General features: G+C 67.3%; 18 protein-coding genes. 8 read left to right on the top strand and 10 right to left on the bottom strand.

All coding sequences use genetic code 11. The features are described from left to right. Nucleotides 1-6: 6 nt before the first annotated feature. Together GL279_RS05355 and GL279_RS05350 are read right to left on the bottom strand one after the other, a co-directional pair. Entirely contained in the window at nt 7-849 is an 843-nt protein-coding gene (locus tag GL279_RS05355) for a DUF6635 family protein (RefSeq protein ID WP_155063583.1), read from the bottom strand. Between the two features lie 61 nt (nt 850-910). Further along, the gene (locus tag GL279_RS05350) at nt 911-1927 is read right to left on the bottom strand and encodes a YeiH family protein (protein ID WP_343039713.1); all 1017 of its coding nucleotides are present in this window, start codon (nt 1925-1927) and stop codon (nt 911-913) included. A gap of 93 nt (nt 1928-2020) precedes the next feature. Here GL279_RS05350 and GL279_RS05345 point away from each other — a divergent pair, with 93 nt between their 5' ends. Further along, nucleotides 2021-2929, top strand: coding sequence for a LysR substrate-binding domain-containing protein (locus GL279_RS05345; RefSeq protein WP_155063581.1), 909 nt, complete (start codon nt 2021-2023; stop codon nt 2927-2929). On the opposite strand, the gene GL279_RS05340 is transcribed toward GL279_RS05345, so the two are convergent. From GL279_RS05340 to GL279_RS05330, 3 genes are read right to left on the bottom strand one after another with little or no spacing between them, the layout of a single operon-like run. Then, entirely contained in the window at nt 2899-4242 is a 1344-nt protein-coding gene (locus GL279_RS05340; protein ID WP_343039712.1) for a sensor histidine kinase, read from the bottom strand. The two genes, GL279_RS05345 and GL279_RS05340, sit on opposite strands and share 31 nt — an antisense overlap. Before the next feature lie 2 nt (nt 4243-4244). Next, a complete protein-coding gene (locus tag GL279_RS05335) occupies nt 4245-4907 on the bottom strand; it encodes a response regulator transcription factor (RefSeq protein ID WP_155063580.1) in 663 nt (220 codons plus the stop codon). A gap of 5 nt (nt 4908-4912) precedes the next feature. Then, a complete protein-coding gene (locus GL279_RS05330) occupies nt 4913-5245 on the bottom strand; it encodes a PepSY domain-containing protein (RefSeq protein ID WP_246175179.1) in 333 nt (110 codons plus the stop codon). A 141-nt stretch (nt 5246-5386) separates the two neighbouring features. Between GL279_RS05330 and GL279_RS05325 the strand changes: the two genes are divergently transcribed. Beyond that, complete coding sequence (locus tag GL279_RS05325; protein WP_155063579.1) at nt 5387-5995, top strand: calcium-binding protein; 609 nt, start codon at nt 5387-5389, stop codon at nt 5993-5995. 37 nt (nt 5996-6032) lie between these two features. On the opposite strand, the gene GL279_RS05320 is transcribed toward GL279_RS05325, so the two are convergent. From GL279_RS05320 to GL279_RS05300, 5 genes are all read right to left on the bottom strand, one after another. Beyond that, a complete protein-coding gene (locus GL279_RS05320; RefSeq protein WP_155063578.1) occupies nt 6033-6728 on the bottom strand; it encodes a GNAT family N-acetyltransferase in 696 nt (231 codons plus the stop codon). Further along, a complete protein-coding gene (menC, locus tag GL279_RS05315) occupies nt 6725-7849 on the bottom strand; it encodes an o-succinylbenzoate synthase (RefSeq protein WP_155063577.1) in 1125 nt (374 codons plus the stop codon). The genes GL279_RS05320 and menC overlap by 4 nt, the downstream gene beginning before the upstream one ends. Nucleotides 7850-7888: 39 nt before the next feature. Further along, nucleotides 7889-8749 carry a MurR/RpiR family transcriptional regulator gene (locus GL279_RS05310; RefSeq protein ID WP_155063576.1) on the bottom strand — a complete coding sequence of 287 codons (861 nt, stop codon included), beginning with the start codon at nt 8747-8749 and terminating at the stop codon, nt 7889-7891. An 80-nt stretch (nt 8750-8829) separates the two neighbouring features. Next, nucleotides 8830-9819 carry an inositol 2-dehydrogenase gene (gene iolG / locus GL279_RS05305; protein WP_155063575.1) on the bottom strand — a complete coding sequence of 330 codons (990 nt, stop codon included), beginning with the start codon at nt 9817-9819 and terminating at the stop codon, nt 8830-8832. Nucleotides 9820-9830: 11 nt separating this feature from the next. Beyond that, nucleotides 9831-10949, bottom strand: coding sequence for a Gfo/Idh/MocA family protein (locus GL279_RS05300; RefSeq protein ID WP_155063574.1), 1119 nt, complete (start codon nt 10947-10949; stop codon nt 9831-9833). 102 nt (nt 10950-11051) lie between these two features. On the opposite strand from GL279_RS05300, the gene GL279_RS05295 reads away from it, so the two are divergent. The 6 genes from GL279_RS05295 (at nt 11052) to iolD (ending at nt 18622) form a co-directional block, all read left to right on the top strand. After that, nucleotides 11052-11873: a MurR/RpiR family transcriptional regulator gene (locus GL279_RS05295; RefSeq protein ID WP_155063573.1), complete on the top strand. Its 822-nt coding sequence runs from the start codon at nt 11052-11054 to the stop codon at nt 11871-11873. Between the two features lie 123 nt (nt 11874-11996). Beyond that, nucleotides 11997-12932, top strand: a complete 936-nt coding sequence (locus GL279_RS05290) for a sugar ABC transporter substrate-binding protein (protein WP_155063572.1) — start codon at nt 11997-11999, stop codon at nt 12930-12932. Between the two features lie 77 nt (nt 12933-13009). Next, entirely contained in the window at nt 13010-14107 is a 1098-nt protein-coding gene (locus GL279_RS05285; RefSeq protein WP_155063571.1) for an ABC transporter permease, read from the top strand. Next, nucleotides 14107-14898 carry an ATP-binding cassette domain-containing protein gene (locus tag GL279_RS05280; protein WP_155063570.1) on the top strand — a complete coding sequence of 264 codons (792 nt, stop codon included), beginning with the start codon at nt 14107-14109 and terminating at the stop codon, nt 14896-14898. The genes GL279_RS05285 and GL279_RS05280 overlap by 1 nt, the downstream gene beginning before the upstream one ends. After that, nucleotides 14895-16805: a bifunctional 5-dehydro-2-deoxygluconokinase/5-dehydro-2-deoxyphosphogluconate aldolase gene (locus tag GL279_RS05275; RefSeq protein ID WP_343039711.1), complete on the top strand. Its 1911-nt coding sequence runs from the start codon at nt 14895-14897 to the stop codon at nt 16803-16805. The genes GL279_RS05280 and GL279_RS05275 overlap by 4 nt, the downstream gene beginning before the upstream one ends. After that, nucleotides 16802-18622, top strand: a complete 1821-nt coding sequence (gene iolD / locus GL279_RS05270; RefSeq protein WP_155063569.1) for a 3D-(3,5/4)-trihydroxycyclohexane-1,2-dione acylhydrolase (decyclizing) — start codon at nt 16802-16804, stop codon at nt 18620-18622. Before GL279_RS05275 ends, iolD begins: the two co-directional genes overlap by 4 nt. The last annotated feature ends 1 nt before the right edge of the window (nt 18623 follow it).

Below are 18623 nucleotides of genomic sequence, written 5' to 3'. Positions count from 1 at the left end.
TCCGGCCTAGCGCAGCGCCCGCCACAGCGACGAGGCGACATCGCCCAGATCGCCCAGCCGCGCCAGCACATGCTCGCGCTCCAGCCCCGCCGGGCCTTGCTGGCGGTCCAGCCGCTCCAGCATCCGCATCAGGCGGCGGGCATGGGTGCCGGTCCACAGCTGGACCGGATCGGCGATCAGCCCGGCAAAGGTGGTCACCACCGAGGCCAGCACCGCCAGCACCACCCCGGTCAGCAGCACCTCCCAAGGTGACAGGCTGGCCGGAAACATCCCATACCAGAGACCGCCGGCCCATGAGCCAAGGGCGAAATCCTGCACCGCCTGCGCCTGCGCGCGCATCTCGGCCACGGGGCCGGCCAGCGACATCACCCCCGGCGTGGCGCGGTGAAACAGCAAAAATCCTGACAGCAGCACGATCAGCGAGGTGGTGATCTCGGCCACGGCATTGCGGGTCTCGGTCTGGGCGGCAATGGTGGCGCGCACCGTCTCGGGCGCGGCCTGCGGGCCCAGCCCCTGCGCCTGCAGATGCTCAAGGAACCCGGTCAGATCGGCCTGCAATTGCCGCGCCACATCCGAGGTCAGAAAGATCTGCCGCCCCGCCAGCCAGCCCGCACCGCGCTTCAGCCCCAGCCCGCCCAGCACGGCGGCCAGCAGCCGCACCAGCAGGAAAACCGGCGACAGGCTGACGTTCAGTGGCGCGCGCAACAGATCCCAGCCAAGCGCCGCACGGTGCAGCCGCAGCGTGCCGGCAAGGCCATAGCGGGCGCGCACAAAGCGGCGCACCTCGGCCTCGCGCCGGGTGCGGGGCCGGGGATCGGCGGGCTGTGGCGGCGTCGGGCGGGTCGGCATGGGGCGGATCCTCGCGTCAGGGCTCGTCCCGATATGGGGTGCCCTGCCGCGCGGCTCAACGTCAGATCAGTTCGACCAGCGCCAGACCCAGCCCCGAGATAAAGACCCATGCCAGCGCCCCCAGTGCCAGCGGCCGCATGCCTTGGGCGCGCAGCTTGCGGATATCGGTTTCAAGCCCCATCGCCGCCAGCGCCACGGTCAGCAGGAATCCCGTCACCAGCACCACCGCATTCTGCAAGGCGGCGGGCAGGGGGGCGATGCTGTTGACCAGCACCACGGCGACGAAACCCAGCACGAACCACGGGGTCGGCGCCCGGCCCCCGGCGCCGCCCCGCCGGCGGGCCAGCGCGCCAAGGCACAGGATCAGCGGCGCCAGCAGGATCACGCGGCTGAGCTTGGCGACCGCTGCCGCCTGTCCGGCCTCGGCGCCATGCTGGAATCCCGCGCCCACGACCTGCGCCACCTCATGCACCGTTGCGCCGACCCAGATGCCGTAATGCGCGGCATCCAGTGCCAGCAGGCTGCCGATCCCCGGCATGGCAAGCATGGAAAGCGAGCCGAAAACCGTCACGATGGCAATGGCATAGGCCACGTCCTCATCGCTGCCGCGCGTCACGGTATTGGTCGCGATCACCGCCGAGGCGCCGCAGACCGAGGTGCCGGCGGCGATCAGTTGCGTCAGGCGCGGCGCCACGCCCAAGGCGCGTCCGGTCCAGGTGGTAAAGACGAAGGTGGCCGCAAGCGTCAGCGCGATCACCGCCACCCCCGGCAGGCCCACCGTGCGCAGCTGCGCCAGCGTCAGCTGGAACCCCAAAAGCACGATGGCCAGCCGCAGGATGCGGCGCAGTGAAAAGCCGATGCCGGCGCGGGCCGCTGCGGGCAGGCCGATCACATTGCGCCAAGCGATGCCCAGCACCATGGCCAGTGCCAGCGGGCTGAGCCCCGCGATGCCTGACAGGCGCTGCGCCGCCATGGCCAGCGCGGCAATGCCAAAGGTCAGCCCCAGACCCGGCAGGTGGCGGCCCAGCCAGCCGGGGCTGGGCGCGGCGGCAAGGGCGGGGGATTGCAGGCTGGTCACGGCGTCTCTCCTGTCTGTCGGGCACAGGATGGCGCTTGCGTCTTGATCGATCCAACGCATTATGACGATCATATCGTTCGCTTTTGGTGATCAATGACGCTGGAACAATTGCGCATCTTTCTGGCCGTGGCCGAACGCGAGCACATGACCCGCGCCGCCGAGGCGCTGCATCTGACGCAATCGGCGGTCAGCGCCGCGATCTCGGGGCTGGAGGCGCGGCACGGCGTGCGGCTGTTCGACCGTCTGGGCCGGCGCATCCTTTTGACCGACGACGGCCGCACTTTCATGGCCGAGGCGCGCAAGGTGCTGGATCAGGCCGAAACCGCCGAGGCGCTGCTGCTGGATCTGGCGCGCGAGCCGCGCGGGCGGCTACGCGTCCATGCCAGCCAGACCGTCGCCAGCCATTGGCTGCCCCAGCGCCTGATGACGCTGCACGAGCGCCATCCGGGCATCGAGCTGAGCCTTGCCACCGGCAATACCGCCGGCGTGGCCGAGGCGGTGGCTCTGGGCGCCGCCGATCTGGGCTTTGTCGAGGGCGAGGTCAGTCAGGGCGACCTGCTGCGCCAAAGCGTGGCGCGCGACTGGCTGGTTCTGGTCGCCAGCGTCGACCACCCGCTGGCGCATAAGGACAGCATCTCGCATGAGGATCTGATGGCCGAGCGCTGGGTGCTGCGCGAGCCGGGATCGGGCACCCGCGCCGAATTCGAGGGCTGGCTGGTCACGCAGGGCCTGTCGCTGGCCGATCTGCAGGTGGCGATCGCGCTGCCCTCGAACGAGGCGGTGCTGAGCGCGGTGACGCATGGCCGTTATCTGGCGGCGCTGTCGCATCGCACCATCGCCAGCGCGGCGCAGGCCGGTTGGGTGCGCACCCGCGCCCTGCCCGGGGCGCAGCGCACGTTTTCGGTGCTGAGCGATCCGCGCCGCCACCGCACCCGCGCCATGGCGGCGCTGCTGGAAATCGTGACCGCGGATCAGGGCCCGGCGGCGGGGAATTCCAACTGAACCTCCAGCCCCGGATGGGCATTGCGCATCGTCATGCGGCCATGGGCGGCGTCGATGACGCCCGCCGCCACCGCCAGCCCGATGCCTTGGCCGTCCCCCTGCGGGTCAAGGCTGAGACCGCGCCGGGTCAGCTGGTCCAGACCGGCCTCGGGCACGCCGGGGCCATCGTCGCGCAGCGTGATCAGCACCCGACGCCCGGTCGGCCGGGCCGAGACGCCGACCCGTTCCCGGGCGTGGCGCATGGCGTTTTCCATCAGCGCCCCCAGCGCCTCGGTCAGATCGTCGGGATCGACACTGGCGCGCAATCCGGGCGGGCAGTCGATCTGCCAGTCGATCATGGCACCCAAGGGGGTGCGCTTGAGCACCTCGACCAGCTTGAGGATGATCGGGCCGGGATCGGCGCTGCTGTTGCCGGTTTCGGTCTGCAGCCGGGCGCGGGCCAGTTCGCGGTCGACATGGCGGCGCATGGCAAGGGCGATGGTTTCGATGCTGCCGGCGACATCGGCCTGACCGCTCTCGCGCAGCAACCGGGCATCGCCCATCAGCGCCTGCAAGGGCGTCTTGAAGCCATGCGCCAGATCGGCGGCGCGGTGGCGGGCGCGGGCCAATTCGTCGTCGCGGGCATCCAGCAGCGTGTCGATTTCGCGCGCCAGCGGGATCACCTCGGCCGGCATGTCGGTGCCAATGCGCGGCCGCGCCCCCGAGCCCAGCTGCGCCACGCGCGCGCCGACCTGCGCCAGCGGCCGCAGCCCGACCGTCACCTGCACATAAGAGGCCGCCAGCAGCAGCGCGCCCAGCAACGACAGATAGGGCAGCAGATCGCCCAGAAACTCGGCCCGCGCGGCGTCCAGCTCGCGCCGGTCGCGGGCGACCAGAATTTGCAGCGGCACGGCCTCGGCGCCGCGCCCGACCAGCAGGCCCTGTTCAAAGACCAGCAGCGGTTCGCCCTGCGGGCCGGGCAGGGTCAGGCTGCGCGTCGTCCCCGGTGCCGGCGGCCCGTCCGACATCGGCAGCGAATAGTCCCAGAGCGAGCGCGAATGCAGCAGCCGGTCGCCCAGCCGCAATTGCCAGTAATGCCCGGAAAACACCTGCTCATAGGCCGGATCCAGCGGCACCTCGCGCAGGCTGGGCGCACGGCCCGGCTCGACCAGACCGGCGATGGCGCGGGCGCGGTTTTGCAGATCCTCGCGCGCCAGACGCTGGACATGGCGATCGAAAAGCAGCGCCAGCCCGGCCGCCGCCAGCGCCAGCGCCGTCAGGATCGCGAGGCCGCCGGCCAGCATCATCCGCCAGCGGATCGAGCCGCGCCGCACCCCTAGCCCGCCTCATCCAGATGATAGCCAAAGCCGCGCCGGGTCGCGATCACCCCCGGCCCCAGCTTGCGCCGCAGCCGGGCGATCACCGCCTCCAAGGCATTCGCCTCGCGCGCGTCGTCATCGCCATAAAGATGCTCCAGCAGCTCGGGCGGAGAGATCACCCGGTCGCGGTTCAGCGCCAGATAGGCGATCAGCCGGAATTCCAGCGGCGTGACTTGCACCGGGATGCCGTCCAGACTGGCGGTCATCCGGTTCAGATCCACCGCCAGCCGCCCGAACTGCTGTTGTCCGGTGCCCCGCCCGCCGGCGCGGCGCACCAGCGCACGGGCGCGGGCGATCAGTTCCTCCATGCGAAAGGGCTTGGGCAGGTAATCGTCGGCGCCGGCGTCGATGCCCTCGACCCGCTCGGTCCAGGCGCCGCGCGCGGTCAGGATCAGCACCGGGTTTTCGCAGCCCTCGGCGCGCCAGCGTTTCAGCACCGTCAGCCCGTCAAGGCGGGGCAGGTTCAGGTCCAGCACGATCAGGTCATAGCTTTCCGTGCCGCCGCGGAACCATGCGGTTTCGCCATCCGACACCCGCTCGACCCGAAAGCCGGAAACGCCAAGCGCGCGCTCGACATCGGCGGCGATGCGGGGGTCGTCTTCTGCCAGCAGGGCGCGCATCGGGGCTAGTCGTCCTCTTCGTCCAGATCAAGGATGGCACCGGTGGCGGCGTCCAGATCGACCTCGATCAGCCGGCCGTCGCGGGTGATCATGTCCACCTCATAGACCAGTTTGCCGTAGCTGTATTCCAGTTCGACCTCGACCACCTGCCCGGGGTGGCGCGCCTGCAGCAGGGCCAGCACCTTGGCCAGCGGCAGGATCTGGCCGCGCTCGACCAGATCGCGGGCCAGCTCGACATCCGGGCCCGGGGCCACGGGCACGACCGGCGCGCCCTGACCGTCGGCCATAGCCGGCAGGGCAAGCATCAGCGCAAGGACAAGGCAGGGTCGCATTCTCATGCCGGTGCCATAGCCCGGGTGCGCTGACAATTGCCTGACAGGCGCAATCAGATCGCTGTCAGCGGGCGTGTGCCAGAACCGCGCCATGGATCGGCGCAGCGGGCGCCGGCGCGGATAGACCGTTTCGGAAAGGAAACGCATATGGCACAGATCAACGGAACCTCGCTTGCCGACCGGATCAGCGGTTACGATTTTGCCGATTGGATTGCCGGGCGCGAGGGCAATGACTGGATCAATGGGCAGGGCGGCCATGACAGCATTCATGGCGGCGCGGGTCATGACAGCCTGTTCGGCGCGGCCGGCGATGACGACATCGAAGGCGGGGCCGGCAACGACCTGCTGGACGGCGGCCGCGGCAATGACGAACTGGACGGCGGTGCCGGCAATGACCGGCTGCTGGGCGGGCTGGGTCATGACGAGCTGGACGGCGGCGCGGGCGATGATCTGCTGCAGGGCGGGATTGGCAATGACACGCTGGACGGTGGTCTGGGCCGGGACAGGCTTTATGGCGGATCGGGCGCCGATGTGTTTGAATTCGAGCGTGGCGACGGGCGCGACCGGATCATGGATTTCCAGAACGGCCTCGATCGGATCGCGCTGGATGATTTCAGCCGCGCGCAGCTGAACGGGGTGATCGCCTCGGCCCGGCAGCAGGGGGGCGATCTGGTGCTGACGCTGTCGGCAGACAGCAGCATCGTGCTGGAGAGTTTCAGCAAGTCGCAGCTGGACGCCAGCGATTTCCTGCTTTGACCCGTCGGGTGGGGCGCTGGAGCGCGCCCCACCAGCTTCAGCTCAGCAGGTATTCCGCGCGGGCACGGTCAAAGCCGGTGATCGCCTCGCCGGCGGCAAAGGCGGTTTCCAGCGCGGCGCGCAGGCGCAGGCGTTCGCGCAGCGCGGCCTCGGGGGCGGCTGTGACCAGCGCGTCGATATCTTGCGGGATCGGCAGGCGCCGCCCAGTCTGCGCCGGGCGTTCGCCCGCCGCGCGGGCCGCGACATGGGGTGCTGCCAGATGCCATTCCGCCACGATCCGGTCCGAGGGCAGGCCCGCGTTGATGCCCGCCATCTCGCCGTAATAGTCGCGGTGATAGATCCGCGCCTGCGCGCCAAGGCTTGCGATGTTCAGCCCGGCATTGATCGCGCGCAAGGGATCATAGGTCCAGCGCACCAGTTCGACGCCATGCGCCAGCCCCCAGTCGCGCTGGAACCATTTCATCCGCGCGCCCAGCCGCAGCCCGCGCGCCTCGGGCAGCACGGCCAGACGGTGCGAATGCTGCACGCCCGGCGTCGCCGTTGGCAGCGCAAAAAGGAATGCCAGCATCCGCCCTTTGGCAAAGGCGCCGGCGACCAGCCCGCCCTCGTGCTGGACGACCAGCAGCAGATCCGAGGCATCGGGCGGGTCCGCAGCCCCCCAGACGGCGCGTTGCAGATCCTCGGCGGCCTTGAGCTCGGCGATGCCGGCCAGTTCGCGGATCTCGACGCTCATCGCAGCACCTCGCGCTCGGCGGTGACGGTCTCGACAAAGTCGCGGTTCAGCGTCACGCCGATGCCGGGCCCGTTCGCCGGCACCGCCATGCGGCCCTGCACGACCTCAAGCGGCTCATTGATCAGGTCGCGGTGGAAATAGCGGCTGGCCGAGGCGACATCGCCCGGCTTGGTGAAATTCGCCAACGTCGACAGATGGATGTTATGCGCCCGGCCAATCCCGGCCTCAAGCATGCCACCACACCACACCGGCACGTCGAAGGCGGCGCACAGATCATGGATGGCGCGGGCCGAGGCATGGCCGCCGACGCGACCCACCTTGATGTTGATGACCCGGCAGGCGCCGGCGACCAGCGCATGGCGCGCATCGGTGGCCGAGCGGATGCTTTCGTCAAGGCACAGCGCGGTGATCAGGCGTTCCTGCAGGCGGGCATGGTCGTGGATGTCGTCGAATGCCAGCGGCTGCTCGATATAGTCCAGCCCGAACTGATCCATGGCATGAAACAGCGGCAGGTCGTTCAGCCGGTAATCGGTATTGGCATCGACCGTCAGCTTGGCCTCGGGGAAGGTCCGCCGCAGCTCGGCGATCATCGCCAGATCGTGGCCGCGCTTGATCTTCAGCTTGATGCGCTTGTAGCCGGCATCAATGGCCTCGCCCGCGCGTTGCAAGGTGGTGGGAATATCGGCGATGCCAAGGCTGACGCCGCTTTCGACGCTGTCGCGCACGCCGCCAAGCGCCTTTGCCAGCGGCAGGTTCAGCGCCTTGGCCCACAGATCCCACAGCGCCATTTCGACCATGGCCTTGGACATGCGATGGCCGCGCCAAGGGTCAAGGATGGCAGCGAGCTCGGCGGGATGGGCAAAGCGCTGGCCGGTGATGCGGGGCAGGATCACCTCGCGCAGAAAGGGCCGGGCGCCGGCCACGGTTTCCTCAAGATAGTCGGGATAGGGGTCCATCACACCTTCGGCGTAACCCTCCAGCCCTTCGGCGCGCAGGGTCAGCAGCAGGATATGCTTGTCGGTCATCGTGCCGGTCGAGATGACAAAGGGCGTGATCAGCGGCAGGCGGATCAGGCGCAGCTCGGCCGATTCGATCTTGAGGCCGGGGAACAGGGGGGGCATCGGGGTCTCCATCGGAATGTCTGGATCTGGGATCGGGCGTCAGGATTTCGGGGGCGGGCCGCCGACATGGCCGGTGACGCTGCCGTAAAGGCTGGCGATCGCCTCCATCCGGTCGCGCACGCCGGGGCCGAGTTCGCGAAAGGTGCTGTTCAAAAGCAGGTTGCCCAGACTGGCCATCTGTGCGGTGCCGTCCCAGAACTGTCCGGTCGCCGTGCTGACGCGCAAGGTGGCATCGGTCAGGCCGGCGTCCCAGCTGCAATGTTCGTCGGTGATCAGCACGACCGGGATCGCGCGCGCCTGCGCCTCGGCCGCCAGCAGCCGGGCCAGCCGGGAATAGCGCCGCGCCTCGAAGAGGACGAGGCAGGCGTCGGTTTCGCCCGCCAGCAGCACATCGGCGAAATTGCCCGCCGCCGTATCGACCAGCCGCACGCCCGGACGCAGATAACCCAGCTGCGCGGCGAAATATTGCGCCAGCCCCGCCTCGGTCTGAAAGCCCGCGACCCAGACCTGCCGGGCGCCGGCCAGACGGGCGGCGGTGCGCGCCCAATCGGGGCTGCGCGCCTGTTCATAGATGCGGGCAAGGCCGGCGATTTCCAGCTCCAGCCCACGGGCCAGCGCGGTTTCGCCATCCTCGCCGCGCAGCTCTTCCAGCCGGTCGCGCAAGAGCCAGGGCGCATCGCCGATGTCATGGCGCAGCTCATCCTTGAGCGCGCGCAGATTGGCATAGCCAAGCTGGCGGCAAAAACGTCCGACCGTCGCCTCGCTGACGCCGACGGCGCGGCCCAGTTCCGCCGCCGAAACGAAGGGCAGCTCGGCAAAGGCGTTCAGCATATAGCGGGCCAAGGCAGGGGCCGCGCCGCTGCCTTGGGCCGCTTGGGTCAGTTTTTCGCGCAGGTTCATGGCATATCGTGCAAGGTTGTTTGCAATATATGCCATATTGACAGGTTTCTGTCACTTGCTTTCTGCGCCCCGGCCCGATGTCAGGACAGGGTGACGGCAGCCCCGCTGCGCACCGATTCCAGTGCCGCCTCGGCCAGTTGCAGCGCCGCCAGCCCATCCGCACCCGAAGGCGACATGGCGGTGCCTCCGGCCAGCGCCGTAAGGAACGCCGTCAGCTCGGCCTCATAGGCGGCGGTGTAGCGGGTCATGAAGAAATCCAGCAGCGGCGGCTTCAGGAAGCCCTCGGCGGTAGCGATCTCGATATCGGCGGCGCGCTGGTTTTCGGCGCTGACCATGCCTTTCGAGCCATGCACCTCGATGCGCTGATCATAGCCATAGCTGGCGCGGCGCGAGTTGATGATGGTGGCCTGCCGGCCCGAGGCGGTGGTCAGCACCACGGTCGCGGTGTCGAAATCGCCCAGATCGCGGATGGCGGGATCGGCCAAGGCGGCGGCGGTTGCATAGACGCTGGTCACGTCCTCGCCCAGAAGATGCCGGGCCATGTCGAAATCATGGATGGTCATGTCGCGGAAAATTCCGCCCGAGACCTTGATATAGGCCGCCGGCGGCAGGCCGGGGTCGCGGCTGGTGATGGTGACCTGCTCAACAGTGCCGATGCGGCCCTGATCGACTGCCGCCTTCAGCGCCACGAAATGTGGGTCGAACCGGCGGTTGAAGCCGATCATCAGCCGCGCGCCGGTATCCTCGACCACCTGCAGGCAGGCGCGGACGCGGGCCTCGGACAGATCCACCGGCTTTTCGCAAAAGATCGCCTTGCCGGCGCGGGCGAAACGCTCGATCAGGTCGGCATGGGTGTCGGTGGGGGTGCAGATCACCACGGCGTCGATGTCGCCGGCCGCCTCGATGGCCTCGATGCTGCGGGTTTCGGCGCCATATTGCCGGGCCACGGCCTCGGCTGCGGCGGGCATGGCATCGGCGACCGCGACCAGCAGCGCGCCGGGGGTGCGGCCAATGGCCTTGGCATGGACTTGGCCGATGCGGCCGCAGCCCAGAAGGGCGATATTCGTCATGGGATGTTCCTTTACAGTTCGACGCGGCGGCCTTCGCGGGCCGAGGTGGCGATGGCGTGGATCAGGGTTTCAAAGTCCAGCGCGGCGGTGAAATCCGGGTGCGGGCGGCTGCCGTCGGCGATGGCGCGGGTAAAGGCGGCGGCCTCGATGATCTTCAGATCGTTGAAGCCCAGTTGATGACCGGCGGCGGGCACGAACTGGCCATAGGGCGGGTGCTCGGGCCCGGTCAGGATGGTGCGAAAGCCCTGCGTGGCCTTGGGGCCTTCGTTCACGAACAGCTGCAATTCGTTCAGCCGTTCCTGGTCAAAGGCGATCATGCCCTTGGTGCCATGCACCTCCCATGCCAGCTTGTTCTTGCGACCCCATGCCGTGCGCGAGGTCGAGATCGAGCCATGCGCACCATTGGCAAAGCGCAGAAGCGCGGTCGCGGTATCCTCGTTTTCCACCGGGGCGCGGCCGCTGCCATCGGGCAGGGGACGGGTGTCGTGCACGGTCTGCATGTCGGCCACCAGCGAAGCGACGGGACCGCATAGCGCCAGCGTCATCGACACCAGATGGCAGCCCATGTCGCCAAGCGCGCCAAGCCCCGCATCGGCCAGCCGCGCGCGCCATGTCCATGCCAGCTCGCCATCGGCCTGATAATCCTCATCGACCCAGCCACGGAAATGCACGATGCGACCGATTGCACCCTCATTCACCAGCCGCACGGCATGGGCAAAGGCGGGGTTGTGGATGTAGTTGTAGCCAACCATGGTCACCACGCCCTTGGCGCGGGCGGCGGCCTCCATTTCCTGCGCCTGCTCCAGCGTCAGCGCCATCGGCTTTTCGCACCAGACATGTTTTCCGGCGGCAATGGCTGCCAGCGCCATGTCGCGGTGCAGGTTGTTGGGCGTGGTGATCGAGACCACGTCGATACCCGGATCGGCCATCATCGCGCGCCAATCCCCCGTGGCGCGGGCAAAGCCGAACTGCTCGGCAAGCCGGGCGGCCTTGTCGGCGGGCTGATCGCATAGTGTTTCCAGCAGGACTTCGGGACCGTCGCCCATGACCGCGCGCAGATTGCGCCAGGCCAAGGCATGGGTCTTGCCCATGAATCCGGTTCCGATAAGCCCCACGCGCAGACGCTCCATTCGCTCCTCCTTCGAATCGATGCGCAGTTAGAGATAGAATATTTATTCCATTCCGGCTAGCGTGGTGCAATGGTTGCTGTCAAAGGAAAAGCGAGAACCCAGATGAACAGCCCTGCCGCACCCCGCGACATCGAGGAATTCAACGACCGGCTGCAGGCGGTTTCGGCGGATCTGCCGCGCCGGATGCGACAATGCGCCGAATATCTGTCAGAAAACATGGACAGAATCGCGGTTTCCACCGTGGCAGAACTGGCGGCGGGGGCGGAGGTGCAACCCTCGGCGATGATGCGGTTCTGTCAGATGCTGGGGTTTTCCGGCTTTTCCGAGATGCAGCGGCTGTTTCGCAGCGTCTATGCCGTCAGCTTGCCGGATTATTCGGACCGGCTGAGCAATCTGCGCGACCGCGGCGCCGACAGCCCCTCGGCGCTGCTGGCGGAGTTCGTCGATGCCGGGCGGCTGTCGCTGGAACGGCTGGCGGCGACCGTCGATGCGCGGTCGCTGGACGAGGCGGTGGCCAAGCTGGCGCAGGCGCATACCATCCATCTGATCGGGCTGCGCCGGTCGTTCCCGATTGCGTCATACCTGTCATATGCCTTTGAGAAGATGGGTATATCCTCGATGCTGCACGATATGACCGGGCAGATGGATCACCGCCACGCCCTGCGCGAGGGCGACGCGCTGATCGCCATCACCTTTGCGCCCTATCGGCAAGAAACCGTGGATCTGGCGCAGGCGGCCAGTGATCGCGGCCTGCCGGTCGTCGCCATCACCGACAATGCCATGAGTCCGCTGCGCCTGCCGGGCGTGGTGCCGCTGCTGGTGGCCGAGGTCGATTTCGGCGAGTTCCGCGCGCTGTCGGCGACGCTGTCGCTGGCAATCACGCTGGCGGTGTCGGTCGGCAGTCGCCGCAATGCGGCGAAATGAAATGGAACTGCGCGCTTGCATTGTGATCAAAATGGAATAATAATTCCACCATTGCCGCGCGGGACCTGATTCCCCCGGCATCCGCCCGGGAGGAGCCGTGGCGGCAGGTCTAGGGAGGATCACATGAAGAAACTGCTTACCGCCGTCAGCGCGGCCGCCCTGCTGGTCGCGGCGCAGCCGGCCTTTGCCGATGGCGAACGTTTCGTCTTTGTCAGCCACGCCCCCGACAGCGACAGCTGGTGGAACGTCATCAAGAACTCGCTGGAAGTCGCCGGCAAGCAGATGGGCGTGACCGTGGAATATCGCAACCCGCCGACGGGCGATCTGGCCGACATGGCGCGGATCGTCGAGCAGGCGGCGGCCTCGAACCCGAACGGGATCATCGTCACCATCGCCGATTACAACGTGCTGTCGGGGCCGATCAGCGCCGCCGTGGGGCAGGGCATCCCGGTCATCACCGTCAACTCGGGCACCATTGGGCAATCCAAGAAACTGGGCGCGCTGCTGCATGTCGGCCAGCCCGAATATGATGCCGGCAAGGCTGCGGGCGAACGCGCCAAGGCCGAAGGCGTGACCAAATTCGCCTGCGTCAACCATTACATCACCAACCCGGCCTCGGTCGAACGCTGCCAGGGCTATGCCGATGGCGTGGGCGTTCCCTTGGGCAATCAGATGATCGACAGCGGCATGGACCCGGCCGAGGTCAAGAACAAGGTTGCGGCCTATCTGACTGCCAATCCTGATACCAACGGCATCATCACGCTGGGCCCGAACGCCGCCGATCCGACCATCTCTGCCCTGAATGACATGGGCAAGGCCGGCCAGATCCATTTCGCCACCTTCGATCTGGATGGCGAGATTTCCAAGGCGATCAAGGATGGCACCATCGATTTTGCCATCGACCAGCAGCCCTTCCTGCAAGGCTATCTGCCGGTGGTCTTTCTGACCAACTATGCCCGTTACGGGGTGATCCCGCCCAATTCGGTCAACTCGGGCCCGGGCTTCATCACCAAGGCCAATATCGAACAAGTCGAGGCGCAGGCGGGCACTTACCGCTGACGCCGCCGCCCGGGCAGGCACGGCCCAATGCCGCCCGCCCGGGCCCCCCGGACACCCTTCCCACAAGTGAGAACGTGATGACGGACGAGCGCCTTCAGCAAGTCTCGAAATTTCGCCGTGCCCTGATCCGCCCCGAACTGGGCGCGACGGCGGGCGCAATCCTGGTCTTTGGCTTTTTTCTGGTGATCGCCGGGAACAGCGGCATGTTCGCCCTGCAGGGCATCGAGAACTGGACCGTCGTTTCGGCGCAATTCGCCGTCATCGCAGTCGGCGCCTGCCTGTTGATGATCGCAGGCGAGTTCGACCTGTCGGTCGGCTCGATGATCGGCTTTGCCGGCACCATCATCGCCATCCTGTCGGTGCAGCTGGGCTGGCCGGTCTGGCTGGCCATCATCAGCTCATTCGCGATCTGCATCGCCATCGGGGCGCTGAACGGCTTTCTGGTGATCCGCACCGGCCTGCCCAGCTTCATCGTGACGCTGGCCTCGCTTTACATCCTGCGCGGCCTGACCATCTGGCTGTCGATCCGCACCACGCGCCAGACCATCATCGGCGGCGTCAAGGAGGCTGCGGCGGGCGACTGGCTGGCACCGGTCTTTGGCGGCAAGATCCTGACCGGGCTGTTCACCTGGATGGGTCAGCACGGCTGGATCGCGACCTTTGCCCAGGGGCCCAAGGCGGGCCAGCCGGTGGTCGCAGGTGTCTCGATGCTGGTGGTCTGGGCGCTGGCGCTGATCGTCTTTGGCCATGTGCTGCTGACGCGCACCAAATTCGGCAACTGGATCTTTGCCGCCGGCGGCGATGCGCAGGCCGCGCGCTATGTCGGCGTGCCGGTGAACCGGGTCAAGGTGCTGATGTTCATGTTCACCGCCTTCTGCGCCTGTGTCTTTGCCACCTGTCAGGTGATGGAATTCGGCTCGGCCGCGGCCGACCGGGGGCTATTGAAGGAATTCGAGGCGATCATCTGTGTCGTCATCGGTGGTGCACTTCTGACCGGCGGCTATGGCTCGGTCATCGGGGCGGCGCTTGGCGCGCTGATCTTTGGCGTGGTCCAGCAGGGGCTGTTCTTTTCCGGGGCGGAAAGCTCGCTCTTCCGGGTGTTCCTGGGCACGATCCTGATCCTTGCCGTCATCCTGAACACCTATATTCGCCGCATGATCACGGGGGAACGCTGATGTCTGCTTCTGACAACGCGCCGATCATCGAGATGGTCGATATCCGCAAGCAGTTCGGCCCGGTCATCGCGCTGAACGGGGTCAGCTTCGACGTGCGGCCCGGCGAATGCCACTGCCTGCTGGGCGATAACGGTGCGGGCAAATCCACCTTCATCAAGACCATGGCGGGGGTGCACAAACCCACCAGCGGCGAGATCCGCTTTCTGGGCCAGCCGATGAGCTTTGCCAGCCCCCGCGACTCGATGGAGGCCGGCATCGCCACCGTCTATCAGGATCTGGCGATGATCCCGCTAATGTCGGTGGCGCGCAATTTCTGGATGGGGCGCGAACCGCAGCGCCGCGTCGGCCCGCTGCGCTTCATGGACATGAAACAGGCCAATGAGGTCACCATGGCCGAGATGCGGCGCATGGGCATCAACCTGCGCGAGCCGGGTCAGGCCGTCGGCACCCTGTCGGGCGGCGAACGCCAGACGGTGGCCATCGCCCGCGCGGTCTATTTCGGGGCCAAGGTGCTGATCCTTGATGAGCCCACCTCGGCTTTGGGCGTGCGTCAGACGGCCAACGTGCTCGCCACCATCGACAAGGTGCGCAAGAACGGCATCGGCGTCGTTTTCATCACCCATAACGTGCGCCACGCCTTGGCGGTCGGTGACCGCTTTACCGTGCTGAACCGGGGCCGCACGCTGGGCACCGCCGTGCGCGGCCAGATCACGCCCGAAGAGTTGCAGGACCTGATGGCGGGGGGCCAGGAACTGGCCGCATTGGAAGGCAGCCTGGGAGGAACGGTGTGAAAGATCTGGATGTCATCACCATCGGCCGCTCGTCGGTCGATCTTTACGGCGCGCAGGTCGGTGGCCGGCTTGAGGATATGGGCTCATTCCAGAAATACATCGGCGGCAGCCCGACCAATATTGCCGCCGGGGCTGCCCGGCTGGGCCTGCGCGCCGGTCTGATCACCCGTGTCGGCGACGAACATATGGGCCGCTTCATCCGCGAGGAACTGGCGCGCGAGGGCGTCGACACCACCGGCGTCATCACCGACCCCGAGCGGCTGACGGCGCTGGTCCTGCTGGGCATCCGCGACAAATCGCAATTCCCGCTGATCTTTTACCGCGAGAACTGCGCCGACATGGGCCTGACCGAGGCCGATATCGACCCGGATTTTATCGCCCGCAGCCGCGCTGTCGTCGCCACCGGCACCCATCTGAGCCACCCGCAGACCGAGGCCGCCGTGCTGAAGGCCCTGCGGCTGGCGCGTGAAAACGGTGCGCGCACCGCGCTCGACATCGACTACCGCCCGAACCTCTGGGGGCTGTCGGGCCATGGCGATGGCGAGAACCGCTTTATCGAAAGCGGTGCCGTGACCGCCAAACTGCAATCAACGCTGCATCTGTTCGACCTGATCGTCGGCACCGAAGAGGAGTTCCACATCGCTGGCGGCACCACCGACACCATCGCAGCCCTGCGCGCCGTGCGCGCCGTCTCGGATGCGGTGCTGGTCTGCAAGCGGGGTCCGATGGGGGCGGTGGCCTTTGCCGGCGCCATTCCCGACGACTTGGACGCGGGCGAAAGCGGCCCCGGTTTCCCGATCGAGGTGTTCAACGTCCTAGGCGCGGGCGATGGCTTCATGGCGGGCCTGCTCAAGGGCTGGCTGGACGATGCCGGCTGGGTCACGGCGCTGACCTATGCCAATGCCTGCGGGGCCTTTGCCGTCAGCCGCCATGGCTGCACCCCCGCCTATCCCAGCTGGACCGAGCTGCAATTCTTTCTGCAGCGCGGCGTGACAACCCCCGCCCTGCGCAAGGATGCCGAACTCGAGCAGTTGCACTGGTCCACCAACCGGCATGGCGACTGGCCAGTGATGCGGGTCTTTGCCTTTGACCACCGCATGCAGCTTGAGGAACTGCCCGGCGCCACGCCCGAAAAGATCGGCGCCTTCAAGCTCTTGGCCTTGCAGGCGGTCGAAAAGGTGGCCGAGGGGCGGCCGGGCTACGGTCTGCTTTGCGACAACCGTCTGGGGCAGGAGGCCTTGCAGGCCGCCGCTGGCCGCGGGCTTTGGATCGGCAGGCCGGCGGAATGGCCGGGCTCTCGCCCCTTGCAGCTGGAGCCCGAGCTTGGCCCCGATTGCGGTGCGCTGGCCGAATGGCCGTTGGATCATGTCGTCAAGGTGCTGTGCTTTTATCACCCCGACGACGATGCCGCGATGCGTGCCGAGCAAGAGGCGACCGTGGCCCGGCTTTATGCCGCCGCCCGTCGCAACCGGCTGGAGTTCCTGCTGGAAATCATCGCCTCCAAGGCCGGGCCGGTTCAGGACGACACCGCCGCGCGCGCCATCCAGCGCTTCTATGATCTGGGCATCTATCCCGACTGGTGGAAGCTGGAACCGATGACCTCGGATGCGGCCTGGGACATGGCCTGCGCCACGATCAGCCGCAACGATCCGCACACCCGCGGCATCGTCGTGCTGGGGCTGGCCGCCGAAGAGGCGGATCTGGCCGACAGTTTTCAGGTGGCGGCGCGCTATCCGCTGGTCAAGGGCTTTGCTGTCGGGCGCACCATCTTTGGCGCGGTGGCCGAGCGCTGGCTGGCAGGCCGGATCGACGATGCGGGGGCCGTTGCGATGATGGCTGACAATTACGCCCGGCTCTGCGCCATATGGGACGCGGCCCGCGATGCCGCGACGGAGGACAAGGCATGACCACGATCCGGCTGACCGCTGCGCAGGCCATGATGCGCTGGCTTTCCGCCCAGATGACCGAAGAGGGCGAGCCCTTTATCGCCGGGGTCTGGGCAATCTTTGGTCATGGCAATGTCGCCGGCATCGGCGAGGCGCTTTACGCCGAACGTGACCGGCTGCGAACATGGCGCGGACATAACGAACAGACCATGGCCCATGCTGCCATCGCCTATGCCAAGCAATCCGGCCGCCGGCGGGCAATGGCTGTCACCAGCTCTATCGGGCCCGGGGCTGCGAACATGGTGACAGCGGCCGCGCTGGCGCATGTGAACCGGCTGCCGCTGCTCCTGATCCCCGGCGATGTCTTTGCCGGGCGTGGCCCCGATCCGGTGCTGCAACAGCTTGAGGATTTCAACGACGGCACTGCCACCGTCAACGATTGTTTCCGCCCGGTCAGCCGCTATTTCGACCGCATCACCCGGCCCGAACAGCTGCTGACCGCGCTGCCCCATTCGATGCGTGTCCTCACCGATCCCGCCGATTGCGGCCCGGTGACGCTGGCCTTTTGTCAGGACGTGCAGGCCGAGGCCCATGACTGGCCCGAAGCCTTCTTCGCGCCCCGCATCTGGCGCATCCGCCGGCCCGAGCCGGACCGGGTCGAGCTTGCAGACGTCACCGCGATGATCCGGGACGCCCAGCGTCCGGTGATCGTGGCGGGCGGCGGCGTGCATTACTCGGGCGCTGCGGCGGAGTTGCAGCGCTTTGCCGCCCGCCACGGCATTCCGGTGGTGGAAAGCCAGGCCGGCAAATCCGCGCTGCCCTGGGATGACGCGTGGAACTATGGCCCGGTCGGCGTGACAGGCGCTGCCTCGGCCAATAAGATCTGCGCCAAGGCCGATCTGGTGCTGGGCGTCGGCACCCGGTTTCAGGACTTCACCACTGGCTCATGGACGCTGTTCGGGTCCGGCGCGCAGCTCGTCTCGGTCAATGTCGCGGCCTATGACGCGATGAAGCACGGCGCGGCCCCGCTCTGCGCCGATGCCCTGGTCGCCTTGCAGGCGCTGGACGCAGCACTGGGCGATCACGTCGCGCCACCGCCGCCCAAGGGGCTGAAGGCCGCATGGTTCGCACTGGTCGATCCGCTGACCGATGCGCCCACCGACACCAACATCCTGCCGACCGATCAACAGGTCATTGGCGCGGTCCAGCGCAGCGGCGGCCCCGATACCGTGGTCATGTGCGCGGCCGGCACCATGCCGGGCGAGCTGCACAAGCTGTGGAAAGCGCCGCGCCCCGGTGCCTATCACATGGAATACGGCTTTTCCTGCATGGGCTATGAGATCGCCGGCGCCATGGGCATCAAGATGGCCCAACCCGAGCGTGACGTGATCTGCATGATCGGCGACGGCAGCTACATGATGGCGAACTCGGAACTGGCGACGGCGGCGATGATGGGGATCAAGATCACCATCGTGCTGACCGACAACGGGGGTTACGGCTGCATCAACCGGCTGCAACGCGCGACCGGCGGGGCCGAGTTCAACAACCTGCTGAAAGACGCGTGGCATGTGAACCCCTCGGCCATCGACTTCGCCGCCCATGCCCGGGCCATGGGGGCCGAGACCGAACATGTCAGCTCGATCGCCGAGCTTGAGGCGGCGCTGATCCGCGCCCGCGACGCCGCTGGCCCCTATGTGGTGGTGATCGACACCGACCCCTATCCCTCGACCCCGCATGGCGGGCATTGGTGGGATGTGGCCGTTCCCGAAACCAGCACCCGCGCGCAGGTGAACACCGCCCGCGCCGCCTATCTGACCGCGCTTCAACACCGGAACTGAC

It is taken from the genome of Paracoccus limosus, assembly GCF_009711185.1.
Lineage (GTDB): Bacteria > Pseudomonadota > Alphaproteobacteria > Rhodobacterales > Rhodobacteraceae > Paracoccus > Paracoccus limosus.
This window is presented reverse-complemented; position numbering and strand designations above follow the sequence as displayed.

Excerpts from the sequence above, each read along its gene's own strand:
- iolG (WP_155063575.1), bottom strand. The coding sequence starts at position 9,819 with ATGACGAATATCGCCCTTCTGGGCTGCGGCCGCATCGGCCAAGTCCAT.
- GL279_RS05290 (WP_155063572.1), top strand. The coding sequence starts at position 11,997 with ATGAAGAAACTGCTTACCGCCGTCAGCGCGGCCGCCCTGCTGGTCGCG.
- GL279_RS05330 (WP_246175179.1), bottom strand. The coding sequence starts at position 5,245 with ATGAGAATGCGACCCTGCCTTGTCCTTGCGCTGATGCTTGCCCTGCCG.
- GL279_RS05285 (WP_155063571.1), top strand. The coding sequence starts at position 13,010 with ATGACGGACGAGCGCCTTCAGCAAGTCTCGAAATTTCGCCGTGCCCTG.
- GL279_RS05325 (WP_155063579.1), top strand. The coding sequence starts at position 5,387 with ATGGCACAGATCAACGGAACCTCGCTTGCCGACCGGATCAGCGGTTAC.
- GL279_RS05295 (WP_155063573.1), top strand. The coding sequence starts at position 11,052 with ATGAACAGCCCTGCCGCACCCCGCGACATCGAGGAATTCAACGACCGG.
- menC (WP_155063577.1), bottom strand. The coding sequence starts at position 7,849 with ATGCCCCCCCTGTTCCCCGGCCTCAAGATCGAATCGGCCGAGCTGCGC.
- GL279_RS05335 (WP_155063580.1), bottom strand. The coding sequence starts at position 4,907 with ATGCGCGCCCTGCTGGCAGAAGACGACCCCCGCATCGCCGCCGATGTC.
- GL279_RS05310 (WP_155063576.1), bottom strand. The coding sequence starts at position 8,749 with ATGAACCTGCGCGAAAAACTGACCCAAGCGGCCCAAGGCAGCGGCGCG.
- GL279_RS05320 (WP_155063578.1), bottom strand. The coding sequence starts at position 6,728 with ATGAGCGTCGAGATCCGCGAACTGGCCGGCATCGCCGAGCTCAAGGCC.
- GL279_RS05300 (WP_155063574.1), bottom strand. The coding sequence starts at position 10,949 with ATGGAGCGTCTGCGCGTGGGGCTTATCGGAACCGGATTCATGGGCAAG.
- GL279_RS05345 (WP_155063581.1), top strand. The coding sequence starts at position 2,021 with ATGACGCTGGAACAATTGCGCATCTTTCTGGCCGTGGCCGAACGCGAG.
- GL279_RS05280 (WP_155063570.1), top strand. The coding sequence starts at position 14,107 with ATGTCTGCTTCTGACAACGCGCCGATCATCGAGATGGTCGATATCCGC.
- iolD (WP_155063569.1), top strand. The coding sequence starts at position 16,802 with ATGACCACGATCCGGCTGACCGCTGCGCAGGCCATGATGCGCTGGCTT.
- GL279_RS05355 (WP_155063583.1), bottom strand. The coding sequence starts at position 849 with ATGCCGACCCGCCCGACGCCGCCACAGCCCGCCGATCCCCGGCCCCGC.